The following is a 26,238-nucleotide window of genomic DNA, read 5'->3' on the forward strand; positions in this document are numbered from 1 at the left end:
TCGCTCGAGCGCGGCTGGATCGCCCCTAGCGGGTGATCATCCGGCCCTGCGCATCGTAGTAGATGGTTCGTCCGGAGCCATCGACACGGCTGCTGCCGGTGATGGCGCCGCGCGCGTCGCGGGTGGTGGTCGTCCCGGCGGTGTCGGTGTCGCGGCTGCCGCTCTGCCGCCCCGCGGGGTCGTAGAGCGTGTCCGTCCTGCCATTGCCGCTTGGCCGGCTTGACCCCGTGGGGCGACCGCCCTGGTCGTAGTAGCGGGTGGTGCCGGCGCCATCCTGCCGGCTGCTGCCGGTCGAACGACCGCTCGGGTCGGCGTAGCGCGTCGTCCCCGCGCCATCGACCCTGCTGCTGCCCCCGGGCGTCATCCCGAGCGAGGTGCCGTCCTTCTGCGCCTGCGCCGCCGGCGCCAGCGCCAGGAGGCCAGCAAGGAGCAAGGCGGAGCGGATCGGCGTCATGGCGGGGGTTCCTTCTGCGCCGAGCACCTTAGCGGTGTTCATCATTGACCCGTGGCTTCCCTGATCAGGCGTTCCGCCTCGTCGCCGCGCAGCTTGGTGATGTCGTCCTGGTATTTGAGCAGGACGCCTAGCGTCTCGTCCACCACTCCGGGCTCCAGCTCCACCGCGTCCAGCGCCGCAAGCGCGTTGGCCCAGTCGATCGTCTCGGCGACACCGGGCAGCTTGAAGTAGTCGCCCTCGCGCAGCGCCTGGACGAAGGTCACGACCTGGGCGGAGAGCGTCTGCGGGATCGCCGGCGCCCGCAGCTTCAGGATCGCCCGCTCCCGCGCCGCGTCGGGGTAGTCCACCCAATGATACAGGCAGCGGCGCCGGATTGCGTCATGCACCTCGCGCGTGCGGTTGGAGGTGATGATCACCACCGGCGGCACCACGGCCTTCACCGTGCCGAGCTCGGGAATGGTGATCTGGAAATCGGCCAGCACCTCAAGCAGGAAGGCCTCGAAGGGCTCGTCGGCGCGGTCCAGCTCGTCGATCAGCAGCACGGCCGGCTCGCCGGTGATGGCGCTGAGCAGCGGACGCTCCTGCAGGAATTCCGGCGCGTAGATGCCGCGCTCCATCGCGGCGCGGTCGCGCTCGCCGGCGGCCTCGGCCAGGCGGATCGCCATCAGCTGGCGGGCGTGGTTCCACTCGTAGGCCGCGGCGGAGAGATCGAGCCCGTCATAGCATTGCAGTCGCACCAGACGGCGCGGCAGCTGTGCCGCCAGCACCTTCGCGATCTCGGTCTTGCCGGTGCCCGGCTCGCCTTCGAGGAACAGCGGCCGTCCCATGGTCAGCGCCAGGTGGATGGTGGTGGCGAGCGCCTTGTCGGCGACGTAGCCACCCTCGGCCAGCAGCAGCCGCGTCGCGTCGACGGTCGCGGGCAGCGGCATCAGAGGAACATCAGCGCCAGGATCACCAGCCAGATCACCGACCCGCCCCAGAACCACAGCGACAGGCCGAACGGCTCCATCAGCAGCATTGTGCGCAGCGGGCTGATGACCATCGGCGCGTTGTCCACCACCGCCGGACCCGGGCGCGGCGCGGCGCCGTGCACGGTGATCGGCGCGGCCTCGTTCGGGTGCGCCAGGTATTCGGTGTCGGTACCCGAGACCGGCACACCCTGCCGCGCCGCCTCGATCGCGGCGTCCTGGCCGGCGGTGTCCGTCTGCGGGGCGGCAAACGCGGCGGCCGGGGCGTTGGCCGCGGTCATGTGCGCGGCGAAGCGGTCGAAGAACTGGTCGGCCATCTGCTTGGCGGTGGAATCGATCAGCCGGGCGCCGAGCTGCGCCATCTTGCCGCCGACCTGCGCCTTGACAGCGTATTTGAGGATGGTGCCCGCGCCGTCATCGGTGAGCTGCACGTCGGCCCCGCCCTTGGCGAAGCCCATCGCGCCGCCATTGCCCTCGCCGGCGATGGTGTAGCCATTGGGCGGGTCGAGGTTCTCGAGCTTCACGCGGCCGGCGAACTTCGCCGCCATGGGGCCGAGCTTGACCGCGATGCGCGCGGAGAAGCCATCCTCGGTCCGCTCCATCGTCTCGCAGCCGGGGATGGAGGCACGCAGCACCTCGGGCTCGTTCAGGCCTTCCCAGACAGCCTGACGCGGCGCCGCGATGTGGCGCTCACCAGTCATTTCCATGTGCTCGATCTCCGATTGTTGCAGGGAGAGTAGGGCCGGGGTCGCGTGGGTGAAAGAGGGGTCGGCGGAACCGGGTACGGGGAGCGGCGGTTTGGCGCCACCAGGCGTTTGGCGCCATGATGAAGGCGACGCGCAACCCAGCCGGAAATCCTCCCATGCCGTACATCATCGCCGACGACCTGCCCGACCAGCCCGCCGGCATCCGTTTCCGCGCGCTTCTTGATCGGCCCCAAATTCTCCGCATGCCCGGCGCGCACCTGGGCATCGCCGCCCTGCTCGCGAAGAAGGCGGGGTTCGAGGCGCTGTACATGTCGGGTGCCGCGATGAGCGCGACGATGGGCCTGCCCGACCTGGGCATGATCACGGTCGACGACGTCGCCTGGCACATACGCCAGGTGGTGCGCGCCTCGGCACTGCCGGTGCTCGTCGATGGCGACACCGGGTATGGTGAGGCGCTGAACGTCATGCACATGGTGCGCTGCTTCGAGGAGGCGGGGGCAGGGGCCGTGCATCTGGAAGACCAGCTGCTGCCCAAGAAGTGCGGGCACCTGAACGACAAGAAGCTCGCCGGTGCCGACGAGATGTGCGCCAAGGTCGCGGCCGCCCGGCGCGCCCGGCGCAACCTGGTCGTGATCGCCCGCACTGATGCCGTCGCGAGCGAGGGGATGGATGCAGCGGTCGATCGCGCCAAGCGCTACCTCGATGCCGGCGCCGACGCGATCTTCCCCGAGGCCCTGGTCACCGCCGACATGTTCCGCGAATTCGCCGCCCGGATGCCCGGCGTGAAGCTGCTGGCCAACATGACCGAGTTCGGCCGCACGCCGTTCTTCACCGCGGAGGAGTTCCAGGCGATGGGCTATGCCATGGTGATCTGGCCGGTGAGCCACCTGCGCATTGCCGCGCGTGCGATGGAGGATCTCTACACCGCCATTGCGCGGGAAGGCGGCACCCATACCTGCGTCGACCGCATGCAGACCCGGACGCAGCTGTATGAAACGATCAACTATCACGCCTATGAATCGCTCGACGCCAGCCTGATCGCGACGGTGGTGCCGGAGGCCATGCCGCAGGGTAGCTGATCAACTGATCGCGTAGGCGAAGATGAAGGCGATGATCACGAGCACAAGCGAGATCCCCAGGATCCAGCGCACGTGACCCGTGGTGCTGGCGCCGCGCACGGCATCGGTGGAGCCAGGCGGGCGGGGCGGCTCTTTCTCAGTCTCGGTCATGCCCTTGGGAACATTCCATGGACGGGAAGGTTTCATGGCGCGCTCCGCAGCCCGCTGGCATAAGGGAGGCCCGCGAAGGAGACCGGCGATGATGGCGCGGTGGAAGGCGCAGCCTGAACGCAGTGCGCGTGCGCGCGCGTCTCGCCGCGACGCGCGCTGATCCCGCATGGCAGCACTCGCGGCCCTGCTGCTGAGTCTCGCCGCACTAGGCGCGACGGTGATGGTCTTCATCGGCATCATGGGTGCCGGGCAGACCCAGGGGGCGATGAAGCCCGTGCTCTACGCCTGCATGGCGGTGGCGCTGGCGGTGCCGTTCGCCGCCTTCTGGGCCTGGGGGCGCGTGCGCGCCGGGGCGGGGTACGGGCCGGTGATGCTGGTGCTGCTGCTATGCGCGGCGGTGCCGGGGATCTTCGCTGCGGCGGGACAGCTGGTCGATGCAACCGCCGCGCCCGCCGCCGCCCGGCCTCGTCCCTCCGGCACGGATGCGCAGGCCTGGGCCGCCTTCTTCGCCATCCACCCGGACCCGGAGGCGGTGGATCTCAGCCACCTCGGCCTGGACGCCATCCCGCCCGAGGTGCTGCGCATGCGCCGCCTGGCCGAGCTCGTGCTGACCGGCAACCGCATCACGGCCATCCCCGACACGCTGCTCGATCTGCCGGAGCTGCGCATGGTGATGCTGCGCGACAATCCGGTGCCGGCCGAGGAATTCCGCCGCTTCGGCCAGGTCTCGGAGGCGGCGCTGGCGAGTGGCCGGCGCGCGCGGCCCTTCGCCATCGTGCAATGATGCCCGTGGCGCGCCGCGCCCGGACGCGCCAGGATCACCCGCGGGAGGACCCTGCCATGGACGCGCCTTTGCCACCGCAGAACCTGTGGGACCGCTCGGCGGAATCGCTCGGCAACGTGGTCGAGCTGCAGCACGTGAATCTGCAGGTGCCGGACCCGCTGCTGGCCACCGCCTTCTACATCAGCGCGCTCGGCCTGACGCGCGATCCGTATCTGATGACCGGCATCGACAACATGTGGGCCAATGCCGGCATCAGCCAGTTCCATCTACCGACCGGGCGCGCGCAGGTGCTGCGCGGCACGGTCGGCCTGATGCTGCCCGACCGCGCCCAGCTGCTCCACCGGCTCGACCGCGCGCGGCGCTGGCTTAGCGGCACCCGCTTCGCCTTCGCCGAGGCGGAGGACCATGTTGCCGTCACCTGCCCCTGGGGCAACCGGATGCGCTGCCATGCCCCGGACGCCGAGCGCTTCGGGCGCGTCACACTGGGCATCCCCTATGTGGAATTCGACGTCGCACCCGGCACGCTGGGCGGGCTCGCACGCTTCTATGAGCAGATCGTGGGCGCGCCGGCCGCCATCATGGACGGCACGCTGCAGGTCCGCGTGGCGCGCGAGCAGTACCTCGCCTTCCGCGAGACCGATACGCCGCAGCCGGAGTTCGACGGCCACCACATCCAGCTCGCCTTCGTCGATTTCGGCGGCGTGCACCGGAAGCTCAGCGAGCGCGGGTTGATCTCGCGCGAGGATAGCGAGCACCAGTACCGCTTCACCAGGCTGGTCGACCCCGAGGATGGCCGGCTGCTGTTTGAGGTCGAGCACGAGATCCGCAGCACCACACACCCGCTATTCGCCCGCCCGCTGGTTAACCGCAACGCTGCCATCAGCAACACCCGCTACGCACCGGGGCACGAGGCGACGCACTGGGCCATGCCCCCGGCTTGATTTTTGCAAGCGCTCTCAGGAGCGTCACACATCCCCGCCCCGGAGCCCGCATGCGCATCGCCTTCGTCCTCGCCCTCCTGCTCAGCTTCGGCGCCTCCGCCCAGGATGCCGACCACCCGCCCAATGCGCGCATGGTCGTGGGCTCCGATTTCGGCGTCGCACCGTGGATGATGCGCGGCCCCAATGGCCCCGAAGGCTTCGGCGTGGACCTGATGAACGAGATCGCCCGCCGCCTTGGCCGCCCGGGCGTCGAGATCGTGGACATCAACTTCTCCGGCCTGTTCGCGGCGCTGTTCGCCAAGCGCTTCGAATTCACCGCGAACCCGCTGAACATCACCGAGGAACGCGCCCAGCGCATGCTCTACACGGAGCCCTTCTTCGCCACCGGCAACGGCTTCATCGTCCGCCGCGGCGAGACGATGACAGGGCTGGAGGCGCTGCGCGGCCGTGCCATCGCGGTCAATCGCGGCACCATCTCCGACACCTGGGCGACGGCGAATGCGGAGCGCTTCGGCTTCGAGGTGCAGCGCTACGACACCTTCCCGGACAGCGTGCAGGCGGTCCTCACGCGGCGAGCCTTCGCCGCGATCAACGAGATCCCCACCGCGGTCTATGCGGCGAGCCAGAACCGCAACATCACCGTCGCCTTCAACGACTATACGGGCCGCAATTTCGGCATCGCCTTCCGCCAGGAAAGCCGCGAATACCGCAATCGCGTCGAGATGGTGATCGAATGCATGAAGCAGGACGGCTTCATGGCGCGCCTGCATGAGCGCTGGTACGGCGCGCCGCCGGCCGAGGGCACGTCGCTGACCACCGTCTTCCCCGGCTTCGGCCCGCCCGGCCTGCCCGGCTTCGAGGACACGCCCCACACCTTGACCTGCAACTGATCCGCGGGCGCGGATGGAGCGCTTCGCCGACTACTATCTCAACGCCGAGATCCTGCTGCGCTATGGCCCGGAGATCGTCGCGGGTCTTTGGGTGACGATCGGCGTCGCGGTCGCGACCGTCGCCATCGGCCTCGGGCTGGGCTTGGCGATGCCGGTCGCACTGATCGCGCGCGTGCCGGTGCTGCGGTGGGTCATCGCCTGCTGGATCGAGGTGTTCCGCACCCTGCCGCAGTTGGCCGTCATCATCTTCGTCTATTTCGGCCTGCCTTATGCGGGCATCACCATGTCGCCCTTCTGGGCGACAGCCGGCGCGCTGGGGGCGGTGCTCTCCGCCTTCGCCGCGGAAATCTTCCGTAGCGCCATCCAGGCGCTGCCGCCGGGACAATGGGATGCGGCGGCGGCCCTCGGGCTGCGCTTCCGCGCGACTTTCTTCCTGGTGATCCTGCCCCAGGCCATCCGCCTGGCCGTGCCGCTGCTGACCAACCGCACCATCGCCATCATCAAGGGCACCGCGCTGGGGACGGCGGTGTCGCTGCCGGAAATCCTTGGCCGCGCGCAATCGGCCATGGCGATCGCGGCAAACCCATCGCCGCTGACTCTTGCCGCCGTGCTGTACCTCATCCTGTTCCTGCCGCTGGTGGTCGCGAGCCGCTGGCTCGAAGCCAGCCGCGTGGTGCCGCGCTGATGCCCGAATGGCTCGACCTCCTGCTCGAAAACTTCGCCGACCCCGACAGCGCCGCCCGCGCCTGGCCGCTGCTGCGCCAGGGCGTGGGCTTGACCCTGAAACTCACCGCCGTCGCTCTGCCGCTGGGGCTACTGCTGGGCCTGCTCATCGGCATGGCCTATGCCCTTGGCGGCCGCGTCACCCGCGCGCTGCTCATCATCTACATCGACCTGTTCCGCGCCTTCCCCGTGCTGGTGCTGCTGATCCTCGTCTATGTCGGCCTGCCCTTCCTCGGCCTCACGCTGCCGGCCTTCGCCGCCGCCGTCCTCGCTTTGGTGCTCAACAATTCCGGCTACTTCGGGGAGATCTTCCGCGCCGGCCTGCTCTCCATCCCGCACGGCCAGCGCGAGGCCGCCGCCGCCCTCGGCCTTTCCCCATTCCGCACCATGCGCCTGATCATCCTGCCGCAAGCCCTGCGCGGCATCGCCGCACCTTTGGCGTCCAACGCGCTGGAGCTGGTCAAATCCACTTCCATCGCCTCGCTGGCCGCCCTGCCGGAGCTGCTGCGCAGCGCCCGCGTCGCGCAGGAGCAGACCTACAACCCCACGCCGCTGATGCTCGCCGCACTGATGTATTTCGTGCTTCTCTGGCCATTCGCGCGCCTCGTCGCGCGGCTGGAGCGACGCATGCTGGCAAGAGGTTCGCGATGAAAGCCTGGGGCACACGATGATCCCGCCCGCGCTTCCCCCGCCCACCCCAGGCATGGCAGACCACGCCATGCCCGATTGCGCCTTCACCGAGTCGAACGACCCCGCCGACATCCTCCACCGCGTCTTCGGCTACCAGCATTTCCGCGGTGCGCAGGAACAGGTCATCCGCCACGTCACCACCGGCGGCTCCGCGATGGTCCTGATGCCCACCGGCGGCGGGAAAAGCCTGTGCTACCAAGTCCCCGCCTTGTGCCGCCCCGGCGTGGGCGTGGTGATCTCCCCGCTCATCGCGCTGATGGAGGACCAGGTCGCCTCCATGCGCGAATTCGGCGTCGCGGCCGCCGCCCTGCATTCGGACCTTCCGCCCGACGAGGCGCGCGGCACGCTGCGCGACCTGCATCAGGGCCGCCTCAAGCTGCTCTATATCTCGCCCGAACGCCTGTTGCTCGACGGCACCATGCAGCGCCTGGCGGAGATGGAAATCGCCCTCTTTGCAGTCGATGAGGCGCACTGCGTCAGCCAATGGGGCCATCATTTCCGCCCCGAATACCGCTCCCTCTCCGCGCTGGGCCGCAACTTTCCCAACGTCCCGCGCCTCGCACTCACCGCCACCGCCGATCCACGCACGGCGGAGGATATCCGACGCCAGCTCGATCTCGCCGAGGCGCCGATCTTCCGCGCTTCCTTCGAGCGCCCCAACATCCTCGTCGAAGCCCGCCCGCGCGACCATGAATTCCGCCAGCTCAGCGGTTTCATCCGCGAGGTCGGCGGCACCGGCATCGTCTATTGCGCCACCCGCGCCCGCACCGAGCAATTCGCCGAGAAAATGCGCGGCGAGGGCCTGGACGCGCTCGCCTTCCACGCCGGCATGGAGGCATCCGCCAAGCGCGACGCCCATCGCCGCTTCGCCCGCGGCGAACAGGTGGTGATGGCCGCAACCATCGCCTTCGGCATGGGCATCGACCGGCCGGATGTGCGCTGGGTCGCGCACCTCAACATGCCGCGCAGCCCGGAATCCTGGTACCAGGAAATCGGCCGCGCCGGCCGCGACGGCCTGCCCGCCCGCGCGCTGCTGCTCTACTCCGCCGCCGATATCGCGGTGGCCCGCCACCACATCGAGGATTCCACTGCCGAGCCGGAGCAGAAGCGCATCGAGCGCCAGCGCCTCGACGCCATGATCGCCATCGCCGAGACCTCGGAATGCCGCACGCGGATGCTTCTCCGGTGTTTCGGCGAAGACACGGCTGGTCCATGCGGGCACTGCGACAACTGCGCCTCGCCACCAAAAATGTTCGACGGGTCCGTGGTGGCGCAGAAGCTTCTCTCGGCCATCCTGCGGACCGGGCAGCGCTTTGGCGCCCGCCACGTGATTGACGTGCTGCGCGGCAAGCCCAATGACCGCGTGCTGCAGCTCGAACACGACAAGCTTCCCACCTTCGGCGTGGGCAAGGATGTCTCCGAGCCCGAATGGCAGGGCGTGATGCGCCAGATGGTCGCTCGCGGCCTGATCGACCTGGTCGAGGCAGGCCAGCACGGCTCCATCCCCGTGGCGACCGAGGCTGCGCGCCCCGTTCTGCGCGGCGAGGAGAAAGTCTTCTTCCGCGCCCCCGAGGCCGACCCGATCCGCGGCCAGGCGAAGGCGCGCGCGGCGGTCTCCACCGACCCGGTCTTCGAGGCGCTGCGCCTCTGGCGGCGCGGTGTCGCCCAGGCCCAGGGCGTGCCGGCCTATGTGGTCTTCGTGGACAAGACGCTCGCCGATATCGTGGAGCGCCGGCCGGCGACGCTCGCTCAGTTGCTGGAGGTGCCGGGCGTCGGCCGCTCCCGCGTCGAGCGCTACGGCGCGGCGATCCTCGCGGTGCTCGGTGGCGAGGCCGGTGAGACGCCCGCCGCCCCGCCGCGCGCGCCGGGGGAGGGGCCGGACGCTGCGCTCTTCGCCGATGCCGAGGCCGCCGCGCGCGCCGTCGATGGCGGGGTGGCCGAGGGCCTGCGCGCCTGGCGCCGCTGCCTCGCACAGGGGATGGGCGTGCCGCCCTATGTGATCTTCGCCGACAAGACGCTCGACGCGCTGGCCGACACCGTGCCGGAGGATCTGGAAGGCGTGCCCGGGATCGGCCCGGCCAAGCGCGCTCGATACGGAGAGAGCCTGCTGCGGGTGTTGGCAGGCTGATTCCTTGATAAAACACGATTCAAAACGCTATAGGTAAATCGTCCTCCGCGCGATCGCGCCTGCGGATGCCGGCAGGGCAACGCCGAAAGTAAGGCGAGCTTACTTCCTTATGAGAAACGGCGGCCGAACAATGGCTTGGCCGAAAGACGCCCGGTAAGGTGACCTTACTTCCTTACCATCACGCCGGCACCAACACCCCGCCCGCCAACCGTAACCGCCGGTCATGGAACCGCGCCACGCTCTCGCGGTGCGCGATGGACAGGATCGCCGTTCCCGGCAGCCGTTCGCGCAACAGCGCGTACAGCGCAGCCTCGCTCTCCTGGTCCAGGCTCGCCGTCGCCTCGTCGAGGAACAGGTAGTCGGGCTTCACCAGCAAGGCGCGCGCGACCGCCAGGCGCTGCAGCTCGCCGCCCGAGAGGCTGCGCGCCCAGGGTGCGTCGCGGTCGAGCTGGTCCGCGAGCGCCGGCAGCCCGACATCGGTGAGTGCCGCGCCGATCTCCGCATCGGTGAAACGCGCCTCGTTTTCCGGGTAGGCGACGGCGCGGCGCAGCGTGCCGAGCGGCAGATAGGGCCGTTGCGGCAGGAACAGCATCCGAGCGCCTTCGGGTACCGAAAGCTGGCCCTGGGCAAAGGGCCAGATGCCCGCGATCGCTCGGAAAATGGTGGATTTGCCGGACCCCGAGGCGCCTTGCAGCATCAACGCTTCGCCGGGTGCCAGCGTGAGGGACGCACCCTCGGCCAGCACGCGCCCATCGGGCAGCGCGATGCGCGCATCGACCAGCGCGAAGTCCCCCGGAGCCCTGTGCAGCCCGCCCTCGCTGCGGGCGGCCTTGGCCAAGGCGTGGCGGAAGCCGGTGAGCCGATCGACCGTCGCGCGCCACTCCGTCAGCCGGGAATAATTCTCGACGATCCAGGAGAGCGAGCCCTGCACCTGCCCGAAGGCCGACGAGGTCTGCACCAACCCACCCAGCGGAATCCGCCCCGCGAAATAGGCCGGCGCCGCGACCACGATCGGGAAGATGCTCGCCACCTGGTTGAAGCCCGCGGTGAAGAAGGTCAGGCGCTTGGTGGCGGTCATGATCGCCCACCAATTCTCGGTCAGCGCGCGGAAGCGTCCCGACAGGCCGCGATGCTCATCGGTCTCGCCATGGTACAGGGCCACGCCCTCGCTATTTTCGCGCAGCCGCGCGAGAGAGAAGCGGAAATCCGCCTCGACCCGCTGCTGGAAGAAGTTGAGCGCGATCAGCGGCCGTCCGATGAGATGCGTCAGCAGCGTGCCGATCACCGAATAGATCAACGCCACCCACACCATGTAGCCGGGGATCGAGACGCCCAGGATCTCGACCGGCCCGGAGAGCGACCACAGCACGAGGATGAAACTGCCCAGCGTGACGAGGGCGTTCATGATGCCCAGCCCGAGCGTCAGGGTGTCATCGACGAACAGCCGCGCATCCTCGGCGATGCGCTGGTCGGGGTTGTCGGTCGCGGGATCGGTCAGTGCGATGCGGTAATGCGCGCCGGTCTCGAGCCACGACGTCAGCAGGTTCTCGGTGATCCAGCGCCGCCAGCGGATCTGCAGGGCCTGCTTCAGATACAGCTGGTAGACCGCGATCAGGATGTAGAGCACCGCAAGGATGACGAACCCCGGCAAAAACCCGTCCTCGCCCGACTGCCAGGTGAAGAGCAGCTCGAAGAAGCCGTCGCGGTCCTTGGTCTCGAGCGTGTTGTAGAAGGCGCGCTGCCAGTAGGTGAGCAGCACCGTCATCCCCACCAGCGACAGGTTGAGCGCGACGACCACGGCCAGAAGCGCGCGTGCCTTCCAGCGTTCCTCGCTGCGCCAGTAGGGTCCGGCGATCGACCAGACGTCGCGGAAGAAGGGGAGCAGGCGCATGCGGGAAGCCTCTGCGACGCGAAGGGGTGACGGGGCGGCGAGGCCTCAGGGCGAGGGCGGCTGGGCGTCCAGCACGGCGAGCCATTCGGTCACGCGCCGGCGGTTCATGCCGAAATCCGAATGCCCGAACAGGCTGCGCGAGTACAGGATCAACCCGGTGTTGCCCTGGCCGGGGATCAGATGCGCCACGATGATGTCGGGGAAGTTCATCACGCTGCTGCGCTCGACCCACTGCGCCTGGCGCCGCTCCGGCCAGGCGTAGAGCGGAAAGCAGCGCGGGCGGCCATCGGCGACGCGATTGAGCGCGGCCCAGGCGGCGTCCATGCCCATCGGCACCGGCGGAATGCGCAGATGCGCCGGCAGCGGGCTGCCATGCGGTGCGGCGAGGCAGGTGTTGGGCGAGGAGGGCATCGTGAAGGCGTCGAAATCGACGGGCGTGGCCTCAATGCCCGAGGCACTGTGGCGGAACAGGACGAGCGGTGATGTCATGGGATGATCCTCAATCGGATGACGCCGCGCACATCCTCGGCGGTTACGGGCTTGCCCTTGCGCAGGATGGCGATGCGCCCGGCCGCCTGCAGCCGCATCGCGGCGCGGCGCGTGGCGGTCATCAGCGGCCGCCAATCCTCCGGCGCGAGGGCGCGCGCGACCTCGGAGGGGCAGATGCTTTTCTCCGGCCCCACGGCTTCCGCCTGCGCGAGGATGGTGGCTTCGAGCAGCGAGTCTTTCGGCGGCTGGGTCATGGCACGCACCATTCTGCGCTGGCTTGGCCCGCGCTGTCCCAGCCGAAGCGCGCGCGGCGATGACCATCCGCGCACAGCCACAGCCATTCGAGCGCATCGAAGCGCAACACCAGCACCGCGAAGTGCTCGCGGCCGTCGCTTAAGGCGGAGGGCAGCGTGGGCGTCGGGATTGCCGCGCCGGGCGGCAGGGCCGTGGTGTAGACAAGCCGCGCATTGTCCGTGCTGGTCGCCCAGGCCGCGTCGGCGATGGCGTCTTCCGCGTGCAGGGTTGCGGTGCCGCCCAGGCGCAGCTGCACCTGGGCGCCGGCATCATAGGCGTGCACGGCCACGCGCGGATCGGCCGCGATCTCCATCGCCTTGCCCGAGCGGCGGTCGCTGTGCACGCGCAACGTGCGGGTCGGTGCATCGAAGCCTCGCAGCACCAGCGTGCGGATGCGCGGCGCGCCATCCGGCCCGATGCTGGCAAGGCTCGGCGTATGGATCGGGCTGCGCCGGTCGGCGACGCCCCGCGCGAGCAGGCGGAAGGCTTCCGCAAGCGTCTCGTCCAGGTCGTCGGCAAAGCCGGGGCGGGGACGCGTCACGCGAGGAGGGCTGCGGCGGCCGCGGTGCCGCTGTCCCAGGCCGCTTCGGCGCGGCCTTCCAGGCACCAGTCGCCGGCGAGCCCCAGGCGCAGCGCGGGGTTCCACAGGCATGGCGCGCCGAGGCCCTGCTCCAGCAGGGAATAGCGCCACCGATGCGCCTGGGCGTAGCGCGGTGCCGGGAGCGGCGCGCCGGAGTGGCTCGCCAGTGCCGCGAGCAGCAACGGGATCACGGCCGCGGCGGGCTGCTCCAGGTGTTGGCGCGAGAAAGCGGGGCCGGCCTGGATGACCCAGCATTCGGCGCCGGCCTCACGGCCCGGCTTGGAACTGTCGCGCGCCGCCCAACCGATGGTGTCTCCCTTGGGCCGCAGCGTGTCGGGGAGGGGGAGCTGCTCGGCAAAGCTCGCGAGTACGGTCCAGCAGGGGGCGTAGCGGATCGTGTCCAGACGCGTCGCGGCCTCGGGCCATATGGGTCCCACCAGCTCGGCCGCCTGCGGCGCAGGGGCGGTGACCAGCACCGCGTCGAAGGGGCCGGCCCGCGTCGGCGCGCTGGCTGGGAGCGGTGCGCCCGGCTTTGCCTCGGCGGCGTCCCAATGATCCAGGAACCAGGCGCCAGGTTCGCCGCTGATCACGCCGACATGGCGCCCGAAGCTGCCCGGAATACCCTTCGCGAGCGCGCGCGGCACCGCCGACATGCCCGGCACGCCGACGCGCCGTTCGGCGTCCGGCCAGGGCGCCGCGCCGGCGTCGTCCAGCGCCTGGGCGAAGCCGGGGCCGCGCGCGCGGAGGTATTGCGCGCCGTGGTCCCATTGCAGCTTTGCGCCGTCCACCTCGGCGCGGCGCGTGGCGAGCCGGCCGCCTGGGGCGCGCCCCTTGTCGAACAGGTGCGGCGCAAGCCCCGCGGCGATGAGCGCCCGGGCGGCGGCGATGCCGGCCAAGCCGGCGCCGATGATGGCGATGGAGCGTGTCATGCGCCCGGTATGGCGCCGGGGTGGTTTCGCGCAAGAGGGATGTTTAGGCTGGGGTGATGCAAGCCATCGTCGCCGCCGTTGCCGTGAGCCCCGCGCATGGATTCTCCAAGCCGGTGCACCCCTCGATCCGGCTGGTCGCCGGCTGGGGCGTGGCGGGGGACGCCCATAGCGGAGCACTGGTGAAGCACCGCTCGCGCGTGGCGAAGAACCCCGCGCAGCCGAACCTGCGCCAGGTGCACCTGATCCATGCCGAGCTGCTCGATGCGCTCGATCTGGAACCCGGCGCGGTGGGGGAGAACGTGGCGCTGCGCGGGGTTGATTTGCTCGGGCTGCCGGAAGGCGCGCTGCTGGGCTTGGGCGAGACCGCGGTCGTGCGCGTGACGGGCCTGCGCAACCCGTGCCGTCAGTTGGACAAGTATCGTCCCGGGCTGATGGCGTCGATGCTCGGGCGCGATGCGGATGGTGGCCTGGTCCGGAAGGCCGGCGTCATGGCCGTGGTGGTCACGGGTGGCGATGTGCGGCCCGGCGACGCGGTGCGGGTGACCCTGCCCGAGGGCGAGCACCGACGCCTGATGCCGGTCTAGCGGGTCGCGTCGAGCGCGCCCTGGAGCATGTAGGCGGCCGCAGCGCGGTCCACGACCTGGGCGCGCTTGCCCCGCGTCATGTCCGCCTCGCTGATGAGCATGCGGTTCACCGCCGCCGAGGAGAGCCGCTCGTCCCAGAGTGCGGCGGGCAGGCCGCACGCCTGCGACAGTGCCAGGGTCCAGTCGGTGGCGGCCTGGGCGGCCGGCCCGTGCGTTCCGTCCATCGAGAGCGGCAGGCCGACGACCAGCCCGCCCGCGCCTTCCTTGGAGGCAATGCGCGCGATCTCGTCCGCCATCGCCTTCAGCTTGCCGCGCGGGATGGCCGCATAGGGGCTGGCCAGCATCAGTGTCACGTCGCTGAGCGCGATGCCGACGGTCTTCGCACCCGGGTCCAGCCCGAGAAGGCGCTGGCCACGCGGCAAGGCGGCGCGCAGGTCGCGCAGGTTGAAGAGCGGCATGGGCGCCGTTATGGTCCGCCCCCCGCCATCCGGAAAGTCTTCAATGTCGCTGGACCAAGCCACCGTGCGCCGTGTCGCCGCCCTCGCTCGCTTGCATGTGGAGGAGGCTGACGTCGTGCGCCTGCAAGGTGAGCTGAACGGCATTTTGGGCTGGATCGAGCAGTTGCAGGAAGTGGACGTCACCGGCGTCGAGCCGATGGCCGGCGGCGGCGCGAGTGCACTGCGCTGGCGCGCCGATGCAGTGACCGATGGCGGCATGGCGGAGAAGGTGCTGGCCAATGCGCCGGATCGCGAGGGTGAATATTTCGGCGTGCCGAAGGTGGTCGAATGAGCGTGACCGACTGGGGGATCGCCGAGGCCCGCGCGGTGCTCGCGAAGGGCTCGATTTCCGCCGAGGAATTGACCCGCGCGCATCTCGCCGCGATCGAGGCGCTGAACCCGCGCCTGAACGCCTTCATCACCGTCACCGGCGAGCAGGCGATGGATGCCGCGCGAGCCTCCGATGCGCGGCGGGGCAGGGGTGAGGCCGGGCCGCTGGAAGGCATTCCGCTCGGCGTGAAGGATCTGTTCTGCACCGCCGGCGTGCGCACCACGGCGGGGTCGAAGATCCTGGGCAATTTCATCCCGCCCTATGAGAGCACCGTCACGGCGCAGCTGCTGCGCGATGGCGCGGTGTTCCTGGGCAAGGCGAACCTCGATGAATTCGCCATGGGGTCTTCGAATCTCACCTCGGCCTTCGGTGACGTCGAGAATCCCTGGAAGAGGCACGGCCAGAACACCAGGCTGGTGCCGGGCGGATCCTCGGGTGGATCGGCGGCGGCGGTTGCGGCGCGGCTCGTGATGGGTGCCACGGGTACCGACACGGGGGGGTCCATCCGCCAGCCCGCTGCGTTCTGCGGCATCACCGGCATCAAGCCGAGCTATGGGCGCTGCTCGCGCTTCGGCGTGGTGGCGTTTGCCTCTTCGCTCGACCAGGCCGGTGCCTTCGCGCGCAGCGTTGAGGATTGCGCCATCCTGCTCGGCAGCATGGCGGGCTTCGATCCGCGCGATTCCACCTCCGCCGATGTGGCTGTGCCAGATTTCGCGGCGGCCGTGGAACGCGGCGTGAAGGGGCTTCGCATCGGCGTGCCGCGCGAGTACCGGCTTGACGGGCTTTCGACCGAGATCGCCGCGCTGTGGGACCAGGGCCTCGCCTGGCTGCGCGAGGCAGGGGCGGAGATCGTGGAGATCAGTCTGCCGCACACGCGCTACGCGCTGCCGACCTACTACATCGTGGCCCCGGCCGAGGCGTCGTCCAACCTCGCGCGCTATGATGGCGTGCGTTTCGGCCTACGCGAGAGGGGCGATGACCTGCGCGACCTCTATGAGCGCACGCGTGCCGCGGGCTTCGGCGACGAGGTGAAGCGCCGGATCATGATCGGCACCTATGTGCTCAGCGCAGGCTACTACGACGCATACTACCTGCGCGCACAGAAGATCCGCGCCCTGATCACGCGCGACTTCACCGATGCCTTCCAGACCGTCGATGCGATCGTGACGCCGACCACTCCCTCGGCCGCCTTCGCCGAAGGTGAGAATACCGATGACCCCGTGATGATGTACCTGAACGACGTCTTCACCGTGACCGCTAACCTTGCGGGACTGCCGGGTATGTCGGTGCCGGCCGGGCTGGACGGGCAGGGGCTGCCACTGGGCCTGCAGGTGATCGGGCGCAATTTCGACGAGGAGACGGTTTTCGCCGTGGGCCGCGCGATCGAGCGGGCGGCTGCATTCACGGCAAAGCCGGCGGTGATGGCATGACCTATATCCTTGAAGGCGATACCGGCCCCTGGGAGATTGTCTGCGGCCTGGAAGTCCACGCCCAGGTAATCAGCCAATCCAAGCTGTTCTCGTGTGCGGCCACCACCTTCGGTGCCGAGCCCAATTCGCAGGTGAGCTTCGTCGATGCCGGCTTCCCCGGCATGCTGCCCGTCATCAACGCCGAATGCGTGGCCCAGGCCGTGCGGACAGGCCTTGGCCTGAACGCACAGGTCAATCTCTGGTCCCGCTTCGACCGCAAGAACTACTTCTACGCGGACCTGCCCAGCGGCTACCAGATCAGCCAGTTCGCGCACCCGATCATCGGCACCGGCGTCATCGAGATCACCCTCGCCGACGGCACCACCAAGCCGATCGGCGTGACGCGCCTGCACCTGGAACAGGATGCGGGAAAGTCGCTGCACGACCAGCACCCGTCGAAGAGCTTCATCGACCTGAACCGTGCGGGCGTCGCGCTGATGGAGATCGTCTCCGAACCCGATATCCGCTCGCCCGAGGAAGCCGGCGCGTACCTCACCAAGCTGCGCCAGATCCTGCGCTATCTCGGGACCTGCGACGGCAACATGGATGAGGGGTCCATGCGCGCAGACGTGAACGTCTCCGTCCGCAAGGCCGGCGAGGAATTCCGCACACGGTGCGAGGTGAAGAACGTCAACTCCATCCGCTTCGTGATGCTTGCGGTTGAGGCCGAGGCGAAGCGCCAGATTGCGGTCTGGGAAGCGGGCGAGGAAGTGCGCCAGGAGACGCGCCTGTTCGATATCCAGCGCATGGAGACGCGGTCCATGCGCTCCAAGGAAGATGCGCATGACTACCGCTATTTTCCGGACCCGGACCTTCCCCCCTTGGTGCTGGATGCGGCCTGGGTGGAAGAGCTGCGCCTCGCGCTGCCGGAACTGCCCGATGCGCGGCGCACCCGCTACGTGGCCATGGGCCTAACGCCCTATGACGCGCACGTCCTGACGCTGGAGAAGGAGACCGCCGCCTTCTTCGACGTGGTGGCCGCGGGTCGCGACGCCAAGGTCGCTTCGAACTGGGTCACGGGTGACTTCTTCGCCGCGCTGAACAAGCACAAGCGCGACATCACCGACCCGCCGGTGAGTGCCGAAAACCTCGGCGCCATGCTGGACCTGATGGCTGACGGGACCCTCTCCGGCAAGCTCGCCAAGGAAGTCTTCGAAGCGATGGTCGAGACCGGCAAGGCTCCGGGTGCCATCGTCGAGGAACGCGGCCTTCGCCAGGTGACCGACACCGGCGCCATCGAAGCGGTGATCGACGGCGTCATGACCGCCAATGCCGACAAAGTCGCCGAGTATCGCGGCGGGAAGGACAAGCTCTTCGCCTTCTTCGTCGGCCAGACGATGAAGGCCATGCAGGGCAAGGGCAACCCGGCCGTGGTCAACCAGGTCCTCAAGGCGAAGCTCGGCGGGTAGAAGGCGCTTCGGCTGCGCCCTCTACCGTGTGCGCGGTACTAGGCGATCAGCGCACTCTGGTCTGCGATGGCCCGGCCTTCATAGACGCCGAAGTTCAGGTAGTGGGTCAGCGGGTTGATCCCCGCCGCCGCGACATCGGCATTGGCCGCCAGATAGGCACTGGTGTCGAAGGCGGCCGAAGGGTCGCGCCCTTCCTTGAACCCGAACAGGTTGTAGTGGGTCATCGGGTCGAGACCGGACGCCCGCACATCCGCGTTGTTCGCGAGATAGACGCTCGAGTCGAACAACACGTTCGGATCGCGACCTTCCTTGGCACCGAAGCGGATGAAGTGCTCGCGCGGGTCGATCCCCGAGGCTGCCACGTCCGCATTGGACAGCAGGTAGAACTCGGCATCGAACCCATCCGCCGTCGCCTTGCCGATCGCCGTGTAGGAGGCGCGGCCCTCGGCGCGGCCGAAGTTCAGGAAGTGATCCAGCGCGTTGATCCCGGACGAGGCCACGTCCTGGTTGTTCTTCAGATACAGCCCCGTGTCGAAGTCGATCGAAGTGTCGCGCTGCTCCTTCGCGCCGAACAGCCGGAAGTGTTCGAGCGGGTTGAGGCCCGAGGCCGCCACGTCCTTGTTCGCCGCCAGGTAGCCCGAGGTGTCGAAGAAGGCGTTCGGGTCGCGTCCTTCCCTGGCCCCGACCTGGCGGTAATGCGCCACGGGGTCGATGCCGGCGGCGAAGACGTCGGCGTTCTGGCGCAGGTAGAACACGCTGTCGAACAACGCGTCGCCGTCGGCGAGGTTCACGCTGCCGTTGGAGAAGCTCAGCCGCTCGACGCCGCTGAGCGTGTCGCTGCCCTCGCCGCCGGAGACGAACACCAGGTTCCCGGAAACGGTGATGTCCGCGCTGGCGAAGGTGCCGGCGAACACGGCCGTGTCGGTCCCGTCGCCGCCGAGGATGATGTCGCTGCCGGCGCCGCCACTGAGCGTGTCATTGCCCCCCTCCCCGGAGAGCGTGTCGGCGGCATTCCCGCCGACGAGGCTGTCGGGGCCCGGCGTACCCGGGACGACGCCGCCCGGGGCACCCAGGGCCAGGCTCACCACGACGGGGTCGTGGTCGGAGACTCGGAAGGGCGAGGTGCCGTCGAAGTATCCTGGCAGCCGCCCGAAATCGAGGTTGTAGTCGAGCGCATCCGCCTCGTTTGAATTCAGGTGCCACTCGCCCACGCTCGCAACCTGCGCGCCGAGGCTTGCATTGCTCAGGATGTAGTCGAGTGCGCCGAGCTGGCCATCGAAGACGTAGGAGTAGGGATTGTCGAGCCGTAGCTGCAGGTTTTCGAAGCCCGCGCCTTCGAGGTAGCTGATCGGCGCTTCCTTGAAATAGCTGTTCAGGTCGCCGAGGATCAGCTTGTCCGCGTCCGTGGTTCCGGTCGGGTTGGTCGCGAGCCAGGCGTCGAGCGCCTTGGCGGCGAGCAGGCGCTGGTTGTTCCAGCCGCCCGCACCGTCGCCGGCATCCGCATCGAGGCCGTTGCCGGCGCCGCTCTTGGACTTGAAGTGGTTGACGACCGAGGTGAAGGTCTCGCCGCTCGCGATCTCCTCCCAGGTGACGGCGAGGGCGTTGCGGCTCGTGTTCGTGCCGTCGAAGATCGTGCCGATGGTGCTCTGCGCGAGAAGGTCGGCCGAGACGTCGGCGTTGCTGAGCACCTGCACCGTGGTGCCGGCGGCAATGCGCACCTGCGTGGTGTCGTAGATGTAGCCGACCGCGATCGCATCGCCGCCGAGTAGCTGTCCGCCGGGCGGCACATAGGCGAAGGTCTTGCCGGTGGCGAGGTTGAGGCGGTTGACGATGAGTTCGATCGCATTGCCCGACGAGCCCGGCGTGAAGTCGTTCTCCAGCTCGATCAGGCCGTAGATGTCCGCATTGAGTTCACTCAGCGCGGTGATCAGCTTGCCGACCTGACGGTCGAACTCGACCTGATTGTTGGCGCCGCGGCGCTCGAGCCCGCTCGCGGTCAGGACGTTGTCGGCTTCCTCGCCGAGCGTCTTGAAGAAATTCAGCACGTTGAAGCTCGCGATATCGAGCGAGCCGCTGCGGGCCGGCGGCGCCTCATCGCGCGGCACCGTGTTCGCGAAGCTGTTGGAGCCGTTCGTGACCGAGCGCACGTGCCATTCGGAAAAGGCGAAGTCGAGCACGCCGGTGAGGTCGCTCACCGTGTCGCCCATGCTGGGCGCGGCGGCGTCGGAGAAACCCTGGAAACCGTCGAGATTGCCAATCGGGCGGTTCTGGATGTTCTCGCCGTCATCATAGGTGATGGTGCGGCTGCCGATCAGCTCCAGGTGCTGGGCGTTGCCGGCGACGTTCGGGGCATTGTCGTGGGTGTACTGGTAGGGACGTTCTCCGGCGACGAGGCGGATCTCGTTGAAGCGGTCCAGGTCGAACATCTCGGTGATGGTCAACGTTTGCGGGAAGCTGACGATCATGCCCTCGTAGCGTTCGATATCCGGGTTGGTGCCGGCCCCCGTCACGCCCGCCTCGGGCAGGGTGACGTCGACCGCGAGCGTGCGCACATCCGCGACCGCGGCGGCCTGCACGACCGAGACGCTGGTCAGCGTGATCTGGGTCACGCCGAAGGCCTCGCCGACGACGCCGGTCACCTGCACGCGGTCGCCGAGATTGACCGCGCCCGCGAGGCTGTTCTGGAAGATGAAGATGCCCTCGGAGGTCAGCCCGCTGAGATCCCAGTCGACATTCTCTTCCTGCAGGAAGAAGCCGTTGATGTTGCGCAGCGTGTCGGTGTCGCCGTCCTGGAAATCGCCGACCACGATCGCGTCGACCGTTACGGTCTGGCCGACCAGGGCGCTGGCCGCGCCCGCGCCCTGAATGGCGCTGATCCTGGTGATCGCCAGGTCGTCATTGGTGATGGTGCCGACCGCGACCGCATCGCCCAGCGCGAGGCCCGAGGAGGGGTTCGACAGGGTGACGGTGAACGTCTCGTTCGCCTCGCCCGTGGTGTCGCCCACGACCTGCACGGTGACCGCCGCAGTCGCCGCACCGGCGGCGAAGCTCGCAGTGCCGGTCAGGGCGCTGGCGATGTCGTTGGCGCTCGCCGAGGTAGGGAAGGTGATGGCGTAGTCGACGGTGGCGGCGGCCGTGGTGTCCGTGCGCGTGAGCGTAAAGGCGAGGGGCGTGGTGCCGGCGTTGCCTTCGAGGATGGCGGCGTCGGCGATGGAGACCGTGGCGGCGGTGCCGGCGGTCGAGGTGACGAGGATGTCGTCGATCCCGGCCCATTCGTCATTGCCCGCGGCGTTGACGGTGATGACGCGGACCTGCACCTGGGCCTGGTTCTCGGCGGCGGTCGGCAGGGTGACCGAGACCGGCGTGACCAGCGTCGCGAGGCTCGGGCCGCTGGTCGCATCGGCGACGAAGCCGGCGGGGATATCGGTCCATGCACCGCTCGCCCCGACGCGATACTGGACCGCCAACTGCTGGACGGCGTTGTCGACGCTGGCGTCAAGATCGCGGGCGTTGAACGAGAACACCACGTTGGAAACGCCGGTGGTGTTAAGCAGCACCACGATATAGGGGGCATCGGCGGTGCCGGAGCCGTTGAGGGCGATGGTGGGGTTGGTCAGCGCGAATTCCGCAACGCCGCCGGTCGCGAAGGTGGCGGGGTTCGTCTCGTTCGCTTCGACGTTGAGCGACACGACGCCGCCGACCAGGGGGCCGGTGCTGTCGCCCAGCACCAATTGGGGATTGGTGCCGATCGCGACCGCGTCGTTGTCCCCGCGATAGCCGATGATGGAGGGCACGTTGTCCCAGTTTCCATCCGTCGCGATCAGGCCGCCATCGGACCAATCCTGCGCAAAATTCCCGCCGAGCAACGCGTGGTAGACGTTCGACATGTAACTGGCGCCCCGATTCCAGCCATGACTCAATCGTCACGGCAATTCGGGTTCCTGATCGCCTTTACCGGGTCTTCACTCAACGAAACCCCAGTGAAAGTTTCATGTCCTGTTAATGCTTCACTTCCCGCCGGAGCCGTGCATCCTGGCGAGAGAGCCGTCTGGAGCCCGCATCGTGAAGACCATGAACCGCGCCGCCGCGGCCTTCCTTGCCGCCACCCTGGCCACGCTCGCGCCTGCCATGGCGCAGACCCTGACGCTCGGCTACGGCGCCACGGTCACGACACTTGACCCGCATTATCATAACCTTGGCCCCAACAACGCGGCGAGCCTGCACCTGTTCGACGCCCTCATCTGGCGCGACGCGCGCGCCCGGGCGCATCCCATGCTGGCCGAAAGCCTGGTGCCGCTCACCGATACGCTGTGGGAGGTGAAGCTGCGCCAGGGCGTCACCTGGCATGATGGACGCCCCTTCACCGCCGATGACGTGGTGTTCACATTCGAGCGCGTGCCGCAGGTGCAGAACAGCCCGGGCAGCTTTGCAGGCTTTCTCCGCGCGATCGAACGGTTGGAGGTGGTGGACGCGCATACCATTCGCATCCACACCCACCAGCCGCATCCGAACCTGCCGATCGACCTAGCCTCCGTGATGATCATCGCGCGCCACGCGGCGACCGGTGTAGGGGTCGAGCAGTTCAATGCCGGCGCCGCCGCTATCGGCACCGGGCCGTATCGCCTGCTCGCCTATCGCTCCGGCGACCGGATCGAATACGCTCGCAACGAGGCTTACTGGGGCGGCCAGGAACCCTGGCAACGCGTGACGCTGAAATTCCTGCTCAACGACGGGGCGCGCACGGCGGCGCTGCTCGCCGGCGATATCGACCTCATCGAGCAGATCCCGACGACGGACCTCGCGCGGCTGCGGCGCGACCCCCGCCTGGTGGTGACCGAGATCCCCTCGCTGCGCACCACCTATATGCTGCCGGACTATTCGCGCCCCGGCCCCCACCCGACCATCACCGACAATGCCGGCGTGCCCTTGCCGCGCAACCCGTTCCTCGACCCGCGCGTGCGCCGCGCGCTCTCCATGGCGATCAACCGCGATGCGCTGGTGGAGCGCGTCATGGACGGCGCCGCCCAGGCCACCGCGCAATGGGTGCCGGAGGGCGTGTTCGGCTACAACCCGGCGGTCCGCCCGATGGCCTTCGACCCGGAAGGGGCCAAGCGCCTGCTCGCCGAGGCCGGCTTCCCCGAGGGCTTCCGCATCGTCCTCGCCACGCCCAATGATCGCTGGCCCAACGACAGCCGCCTCAGCCAGGCCGTGGCGCAGATGTGGACGCGCATCGGTGTGCGCACCTCGATCGATGCCATGCCCTTCACCGCCTTCGTGCCGCGCCGCACGCGCCAGGATTTCGCGATGCAGCTGGGCGCTTGGGGCAGCAGCACCGGGGAGGCGTCGAACTACCTGCTGTCGATCGTCGCGACCTACGACCGCGCCCGGCTGATGGGCGCGGGCAACATGTCGCGTCACTCAGACCCGCGCATCGACGACTACCTGGTCCGCGGCGCCGCCATCATGGATTCGGAAGCGCGCGAGGCCATCTGGCGCGAGGCGACCGCCTACTACGCGGAGCAGGTGCCCATGATCCAGCTGGTGCAATACCTCAACACCTGGGCGCATCGCCGCGGCCTGGTGCATGATCCGCGAATGGACGAGCGCACCCTCGCGATGGGTGTCAGGCCGGTGCGCTGAACCGAAGGGAAAAGCTTCGCCATGGGCTATGATCCGCGCGACCATCATCCGCTCACCTGGCACGACGCCACGGCGGGCTTCGTGAGCGGCACGGATACGCCGCGCGCCTACCTCGAGCGCTGCCTGTACACCATCGCCGAGCGTGAGCCGGGCATCCTCGCCTGGGTCACCCTGAACGAGTCCGGCGCGCGTGCCGCCGCCGACGCAGCGACCGCCCGCTGGCACGACGGCACGCCGCTCTCGCCGATCGACGGCATGCCCATCGGCATCAAGGACCTGCTCGAAACGCTCGACATGCCGACCGAGCAGGGCTGCGTCGCCTATCGCGGCAACTTCCCCAAGCGCGACAATGCAGCGGTGGCAGCGCTGCGGGAGGCCGGCGCCGTCATCCTGGGCAAGACCGTGACGACGGAGCTCGGCGCGTCCGAACCTGGCCCCACGCGCAACCCGTTCGACGCGACCCGGACGCCGGGTGGTTCATCCTCGGGGTCGGCCGCCGCGGTGGCGGCGCGCATGGTGCCTGCCGCGATCGGCAGCCAGGTCGGCGGCTCGATCATTCGGCCAGCCAGCTATTGCGGCAATGTCGCGCTCAAGCCGACCCAGGGTGCGATCAACCGCGGCGAGCGCCAGGCGACGTCGATGAGCACGCATGGCGTCCATGCCGGCTGCATCGAGGATGTGTGGCAGGTGGCGATCGAGGTCGCCAGGCGCGCCGGGGGCGACCCCGGGCGCATGTCGCTGAAGGGTCCGGACGGCGCCCCGCCGGCGCGCCGCCCGCGCACCCTGGCGGTGCTGGAGAGCGAGGGCTGGGCGAGCCTCGATGCTCCCAGCCGGACGGCGTTCGAGACGCTGCTGGAGCAGCTCGCGGGCCTGGGCATCCGTATCCTGCGCCGCGCCGGCCACGACGCCATCGAGACGCTGGAGGCGCGTCTGGCCGATTCGCGCGCGATGGCCAACAGCATCACGGGCTGGGAGGGCCGCTGGTCGCTGCGCGCCCTGGTGGCGAACCACCCCGACGGCGTGAGCGAGCGCGCCAAGCGCCGCCTCGCGACCGCCGAGGCGATGACCGTCGTGGGCTACGAGGCGCGGCTTGCCGAACGAGCCGATGCCCAGGCCGCGCATGCCCGCATCGCGCCACTGGCCGATGCGGTGATCATGCTGTCCTCGCCGGGGCCGGCGCCGGTCTGGGCCGGCGACGTGCCGGGCAAGCCGCTGAACCCGCGCCCGACCGGCGATATCACCTTCAATGCACCCTCTTCGGCGCTGTTCGCGCCGGCGGTGACCATGCCCCTGCTTGCGGTGGGCGGCCTCCCGCTAGGGGTCCAACTCATGGGCCAGCAGGGGCAGGACGCGGAGATGGTCGCGCTTGCGCGCTGGCTCCTCGCGGAGGCCGCCCCCGTCGTGGTGTGACATGGCCGGCGCCTTGCTGAGCGTCACCGCACCCGCCGCCATGACGACACGTGATGGACATGCGGGCGATTTCATCGCGCCTGGCATTGTGCAATTCACGGCCTCGGCGTTCGTGCATTACCGAACATCCATTTATCGGGAGAAGTCATGAGCGTCGGTCTGATTGCCTTGCTGGATGACATCGCAGCCCTCGCCAAGGTCGCGGCGGCGTCTCTCGACGACATCGCAGGCCAGGCGGCAAAGGCGGGTGCCAAGGCGGCGGGCGTCGTCATCGACGACGCGGCAGTGACCCCGCGCTACGTCGTGGGCTTCGCGGCGAGCCGCGAATTGCCGATCGTGCGGCGCATCGCCGTGGGCTCACTGAAGAACAAGCTGCTGATCCTGCTGCCGGCGGCGCTGGCGCTCAGCCTGTTCGCACCCTGGGCGGTCACGCCGCTTCTCATGCTGGGCGGGGGCTTCCTCTGCTACGAAGGTGCCGAGAAGGTGCTGGAGATGGTCTGGCCGCACGCGGCGGAGATGGCGCCTGATGCCGGCGCAGCCCCTGCCGATCCAAAGCTGCTCGAGGAGGAGCGTGTCCGCGGCGCGATCAAGACGGATTTCATCCTCTCGGCCGAGATCATGGCGATCACGCTCGGAACCATGCCGGATTCGGCCTTCTGGATTCAGTGCGTCGTCCTGGCGGCCGTCGGCGTCGGCATCACGGTCGCGGTCTACGGCGTCGTCGCGCTGATCGTGAAGGCGGATGATGCCGGCATTTCGCTCGCCGTGAACGAGGCGCCGGCGCGAAGCCTGCTCGGCTTGCGCGGCGCCACCGGCACGCCCTCTGGCGCCGACCGCGCTCTTCGCCCGGTCACCCAGGCGATCGGCCGAGGCCTTGTGAGCGGCATGCCGGGCTTCCTGAAATTGCTGGGGCTGGTGGGGACGGCGGCGATGGTCTGGGTCGGTGGCGGCATCATCATCCATGGCCTGGAGGAATTCGGCCATGGCAGCCTCGGCCACGCGCTGCACGGTGCCGCGCACGCCAGCGCGCTCGCTGTGCCCGCGATCGGCGGCGCCCTCGAGTGGCTGGTGACCGCCGCTGGTTCAGGGCTGTTCGGCCTTGTCGTCGGCGGGGCGCTGGTCGTGGTTCTGCACAGGGCGGTGTTTCCCGCCGTCGCGCGCATCCGCGGCGTGGAGGCGCGACACACGCCCTGACCCTCAC

Annotated in this window: 25 protein-coding genes; 14 read left to right on the forward strand and 11 right to left on the reverse strand. The window is 69.0% G+C overall.

The window, feature by feature from the left end; genetic code table 11:
• Positions 1 to 25 precede the first annotated feature (25 nt).
• Genes GXW79_RS01415 through GXW79_RS01425 form a run of 3 tightly spaced genes read right to left on the reverse strand, consistent with a single transcriptional unit; the run spans position 26 to position 2,129 of the window.
• On the reverse strand, positions 26 to 454 hold the full coding sequence (locus tag GXW79_RS01415) for a hypothetical protein (protein ID WP_211872418.1): 429 nt from the start codon (positions 452 to 454) through the stop codon (positions 26 to 28).
• A gap of 41 nt (positions 455 to 495) precedes the next feature.
• On the reverse strand, positions 496 to 1,383 hold the full coding sequence (locus GXW79_RS01420; RefSeq protein WP_211872419.1) for an AAA family ATPase: 888 nt from the start codon (positions 1,381 to 1,383) through the stop codon (positions 496 to 498).
• Positions 1,383 to 2,129: an SRPBCC family protein gene (locus GXW79_RS01425; RefSeq protein ID WP_211872420.1), complete on the reverse strand. Its 747-nt coding sequence runs from the start codon at positions 2,127 to 2,129 to the stop codon at positions 1,383 to 1,385. Before GXW79_RS01425 ends, GXW79_RS01420 begins: the two co-directional genes overlap by 1 nt.
• Before the next feature lie 155 nt (positions 2,130 to 2,284).
• Here GXW79_RS01425 and prpB point away from each other — a divergent pair, with 155 nt between their 5' ends.
• A complete protein-coding gene (gene prpB / locus GXW79_RS01430) occupies positions 2,285 to 3,208 on the forward strand; it encodes a methylisocitrate lyase (protein ID WP_211872421.1) in 924 nt (307 codons plus the stop codon).
• Here the strand turns inward: prpB and GXW79_RS01435 are convergent, their stop codons facing one another.
• A complete protein-coding gene (locus GXW79_RS01435) occupies positions 3,209 to 3,358 on the reverse strand; it encodes a hypothetical protein (RefSeq protein ID WP_211872422.1) in 150 nt (49 codons plus the stop codon).
• Between the two features lie 166 nt (positions 3,359 to 3,524).
• Here GXW79_RS01435 and GXW79_RS01440 point away from each other — a divergent pair, with 166 nt between their 5' ends.
• From GXW79_RS01440 to recQ, 6 genes are all read left to right on the forward strand, one after another.
• Complete coding sequence (locus GXW79_RS01440; protein WP_211872423.1) at positions 3,525 to 4,142, forward strand: leucine-rich repeat domain-containing protein; 618 nt, start codon at positions 3,525 to 3,527, stop codon at positions 4,140 to 4,142.
• 56 nt (positions 4,143 to 4,198) lie between these two features.
• Positions 4,199 to 5,083 (forward strand): hypothetical protein, encoded by an 885-nt coding sequence (locus tag GXW79_RS01445; protein WP_211872424.1) that lies wholly within the window; start codon positions 4,199 to 4,201, stop codon positions 5,081 to 5,083.
• A gap of 50 nt (positions 5,084 to 5,133) precedes the next feature.
• Complete coding sequence (locus GXW79_RS01450) at positions 5,134 to 5,973, forward strand: ABC transporter substrate-binding protein (RefSeq protein ID WP_211872425.1); 840 nt, start codon at positions 5,134 to 5,136, stop codon at positions 5,971 to 5,973.
• A 13-nt stretch (positions 5,974 to 5,986) separates the two neighbouring features.
• Positions 5,987 to 6,658, forward strand: a complete 672-nt coding sequence (locus tag GXW79_RS01455) for an amino acid ABC transporter permease (RefSeq protein ID WP_211872426.1) — start codon at positions 5,987 to 5,989, stop codon at positions 6,656 to 6,658.
• Positions 6,658 to 7,347 carry an amino acid ABC transporter permease gene (locus tag GXW79_RS01460; RefSeq protein ID WP_211872427.1) on the forward strand — a complete coding sequence of 230 codons (690 nt, stop codon included), beginning with the start codon at positions 6,658 to 6,660 and terminating at the stop codon, positions 7,345 to 7,347. Before GXW79_RS01455 ends, GXW79_RS01460 begins: the two co-directional genes overlap by 1 nt.
• A gap of 67 nt (positions 7,348 to 7,414) precedes the next feature.
• Complete coding sequence (recQ, locus tag GXW79_RS01465) at positions 7,415 to 9,514, forward strand: DNA helicase RecQ (protein WP_211872428.1); 2,100 nt, start codon at positions 7,415 to 7,417, stop codon at positions 9,512 to 9,514.
• A 178-nt stretch (positions 9,515 to 9,692) separates the two neighbouring features.
• On the opposite strand, the gene GXW79_RS01470 is transcribed toward recQ, so the two are convergent.
• Genes GXW79_RS01470 through GXW79_RS01490 form a run of 5 tightly spaced genes read right to left on the reverse strand, consistent with a single transcriptional unit; the run spans position 9,693 to position 13,697 of the window.
• Complete coding sequence (locus GXW79_RS01470) at positions 9,693 to 11,405, reverse strand: ABC transporter ATP-binding protein/permease (protein ID WP_211872429.1); 1,713 nt, start codon at positions 11,403 to 11,405, stop codon at positions 9,693 to 9,695.
• A 45-nt stretch (positions 11,406 to 11,450) separates the two neighbouring features.
• Positions 11,451 to 11,894 (reverse strand): DUF1499 domain-containing protein, encoded by a 444-nt coding sequence (locus tag GXW79_RS01475; protein WP_211872430.1) that lies wholly within the window; start codon positions 11,892 to 11,894, stop codon positions 11,451 to 11,453.
• On the reverse strand, positions 11,891 to 12,148 hold the full coding sequence (locus GXW79_RS01480) for a DUF3253 domain-containing protein (protein ID WP_211872431.1): 258 nt from the start codon (positions 12,146 to 12,148) through the stop codon (positions 11,891 to 11,893). The genes GXW79_RS01475 and GXW79_RS01480 overlap by 4 nt, the downstream gene beginning before the upstream one ends.
• Complete coding sequence (locus GXW79_RS01485; protein ID WP_211872432.1) at positions 12,145 to 12,729, reverse strand: pyridoxamine 5'-phosphate oxidase family protein; 585 nt, start codon at positions 12,727 to 12,729, stop codon at positions 12,145 to 12,147. The genes GXW79_RS01480 and GXW79_RS01485 overlap by 4 nt, the downstream gene beginning before the upstream one ends.
• On the reverse strand, positions 12,726 to 13,697 hold the full coding sequence (locus GXW79_RS01490) for an NAD(P)/FAD-dependent oxidoreductase (protein ID WP_211872433.1): 972 nt from the start codon (positions 13,695 to 13,697) through the stop codon (positions 12,726 to 12,728). The genes GXW79_RS01485 and GXW79_RS01490 overlap by 4 nt, the downstream gene beginning before the upstream one ends.
• A gap of 56 nt (positions 13,698 to 13,753) precedes the next feature.
• Here GXW79_RS01490 and GXW79_RS01495 point away from each other — a divergent pair, with 56 nt between their 5' ends.
• Positions 13,754 to 14,281: an MOSC domain-containing protein gene (locus GXW79_RS01495; RefSeq protein WP_211872434.1), complete on the forward strand. Its 528-nt coding sequence runs from the start codon at positions 13,754 to 13,756 to the stop codon at positions 14,279 to 14,281.
• Here the strand turns inward: GXW79_RS01495 and ruvX are convergent.
• A complete protein-coding gene (ruvX, locus tag GXW79_RS01500) occupies positions 14,278 to 14,739 on the reverse strand; it encodes a Holliday junction resolvase RuvX (RefSeq protein ID WP_211872435.1) in 462 nt (153 codons plus the stop codon). The genes GXW79_RS01495 and ruvX overlap by 4 nt on opposite strands.
• A 43-nt stretch (positions 14,740 to 14,782) precedes the next feature.
• On the opposite strand from ruvX, the gene gatC reads away from it, so the two are divergent.
• The 3 genes from gatC to gatB are packed head-to-tail and all read left to right on the forward strand — an operon-like array spanning position 14,783 to position 17,987.
• The gene (gene gatC / locus GXW79_RS01505) at positions 14,783 to 15,070 is read left to right on the forward strand and encodes an Asp-tRNA(Asn)/Glu-tRNA(Gln) amidotransferase subunit GatC (protein WP_211872436.1); all 288 of its coding nucleotides are present in this window, start codon (positions 14,783 to 14,785) and stop codon (positions 15,068 to 15,070) included.
• A complete protein-coding gene (gene gatA, locus GXW79_RS01510; protein WP_211872437.1) occupies positions 15,067 to 16,539 on the forward strand; it encodes an Asp-tRNA(Asn)/Glu-tRNA(Gln) amidotransferase subunit GatA in 1,473 nt (490 codons plus the stop codon). The genes gatC and gatA overlap by 4 nt, the downstream gene beginning before the upstream one ends.
• Positions 16,536 to 17,987 (forward strand): Asp-tRNA(Asn)/Glu-tRNA(Gln) amidotransferase subunit GatB, encoded by a 1,452-nt coding sequence (gene gatB / locus GXW79_RS01515; RefSeq protein ID WP_211872438.1) that lies wholly within the window; start codon positions 16,536 to 16,538, stop codon positions 17,985 to 17,987. Before gatA ends, gatB begins: the two co-directional genes overlap by 4 nt.
• Positions 17,988 to 18,025: 38 nt before the next feature.
• On the opposite strand, the gene GXW79_RS21335 is transcribed toward gatB, so the two are convergent.
• Positions 18,026 to 21,874: an ExeM/NucH family extracellular endonuclease gene (locus GXW79_RS21335; protein WP_281414641.1), complete on the reverse strand. Its 3,849-nt coding sequence runs from the start codon at positions 21,872 to 21,874 to the stop codon at positions 18,026 to 18,028.
• Positions 21,875 to 22,058: 184 nt separating this feature from the next.
• Here GXW79_RS21335 and GXW79_RS01525 point away from each other — a divergent pair, with 184 nt between their 5' ends.
• The 3 genes from GXW79_RS01525 (at position 22,059) to GXW79_RS01535 (ending at position 26,231) form a co-directional block, all read left to right on the forward strand.
• A complete protein-coding gene (locus GXW79_RS01525; RefSeq protein WP_211872575.1) occupies positions 22,059 to 23,627 on the forward strand; it encodes an ABC transporter substrate-binding protein in 1,569 nt (522 codons plus the stop codon).
• A gap of 21 nt (positions 23,628 to 23,648) precedes the next feature.
• Positions 23,649 to 25,037 carry an amidase gene (locus tag GXW79_RS01530; protein ID WP_211872439.1) on the forward strand — a complete coding sequence of 463 codons (1,389 nt, stop codon included), beginning with the start codon at positions 23,649 to 23,651 and terminating at the stop codon, positions 25,035 to 25,037.
• A gap of 147 nt (positions 25,038 to 25,184) precedes the next feature.
• The gene (locus GXW79_RS01535) at positions 25,185 to 26,231 is read left to right on the forward strand and encodes a DUF808 domain-containing protein (RefSeq protein WP_211872440.1); all 1,047 of its coding nucleotides are present in this window, start codon (positions 25,185 to 25,187) and stop codon (positions 26,229 to 26,231) included.
• Positions 26,232 to 26,238: the final 7 nt, after the last annotated feature.

The sequence above is a fragment of the Plastoroseomonas arctica genome (assembly GCF_018128965.1).
Taxonomy (GTDB): Bacteria; Pseudomonadota; Alphaproteobacteria; order Acetobacterales; family Acetobacteraceae; genus Plastoroseomonas; species Plastoroseomonas arctica.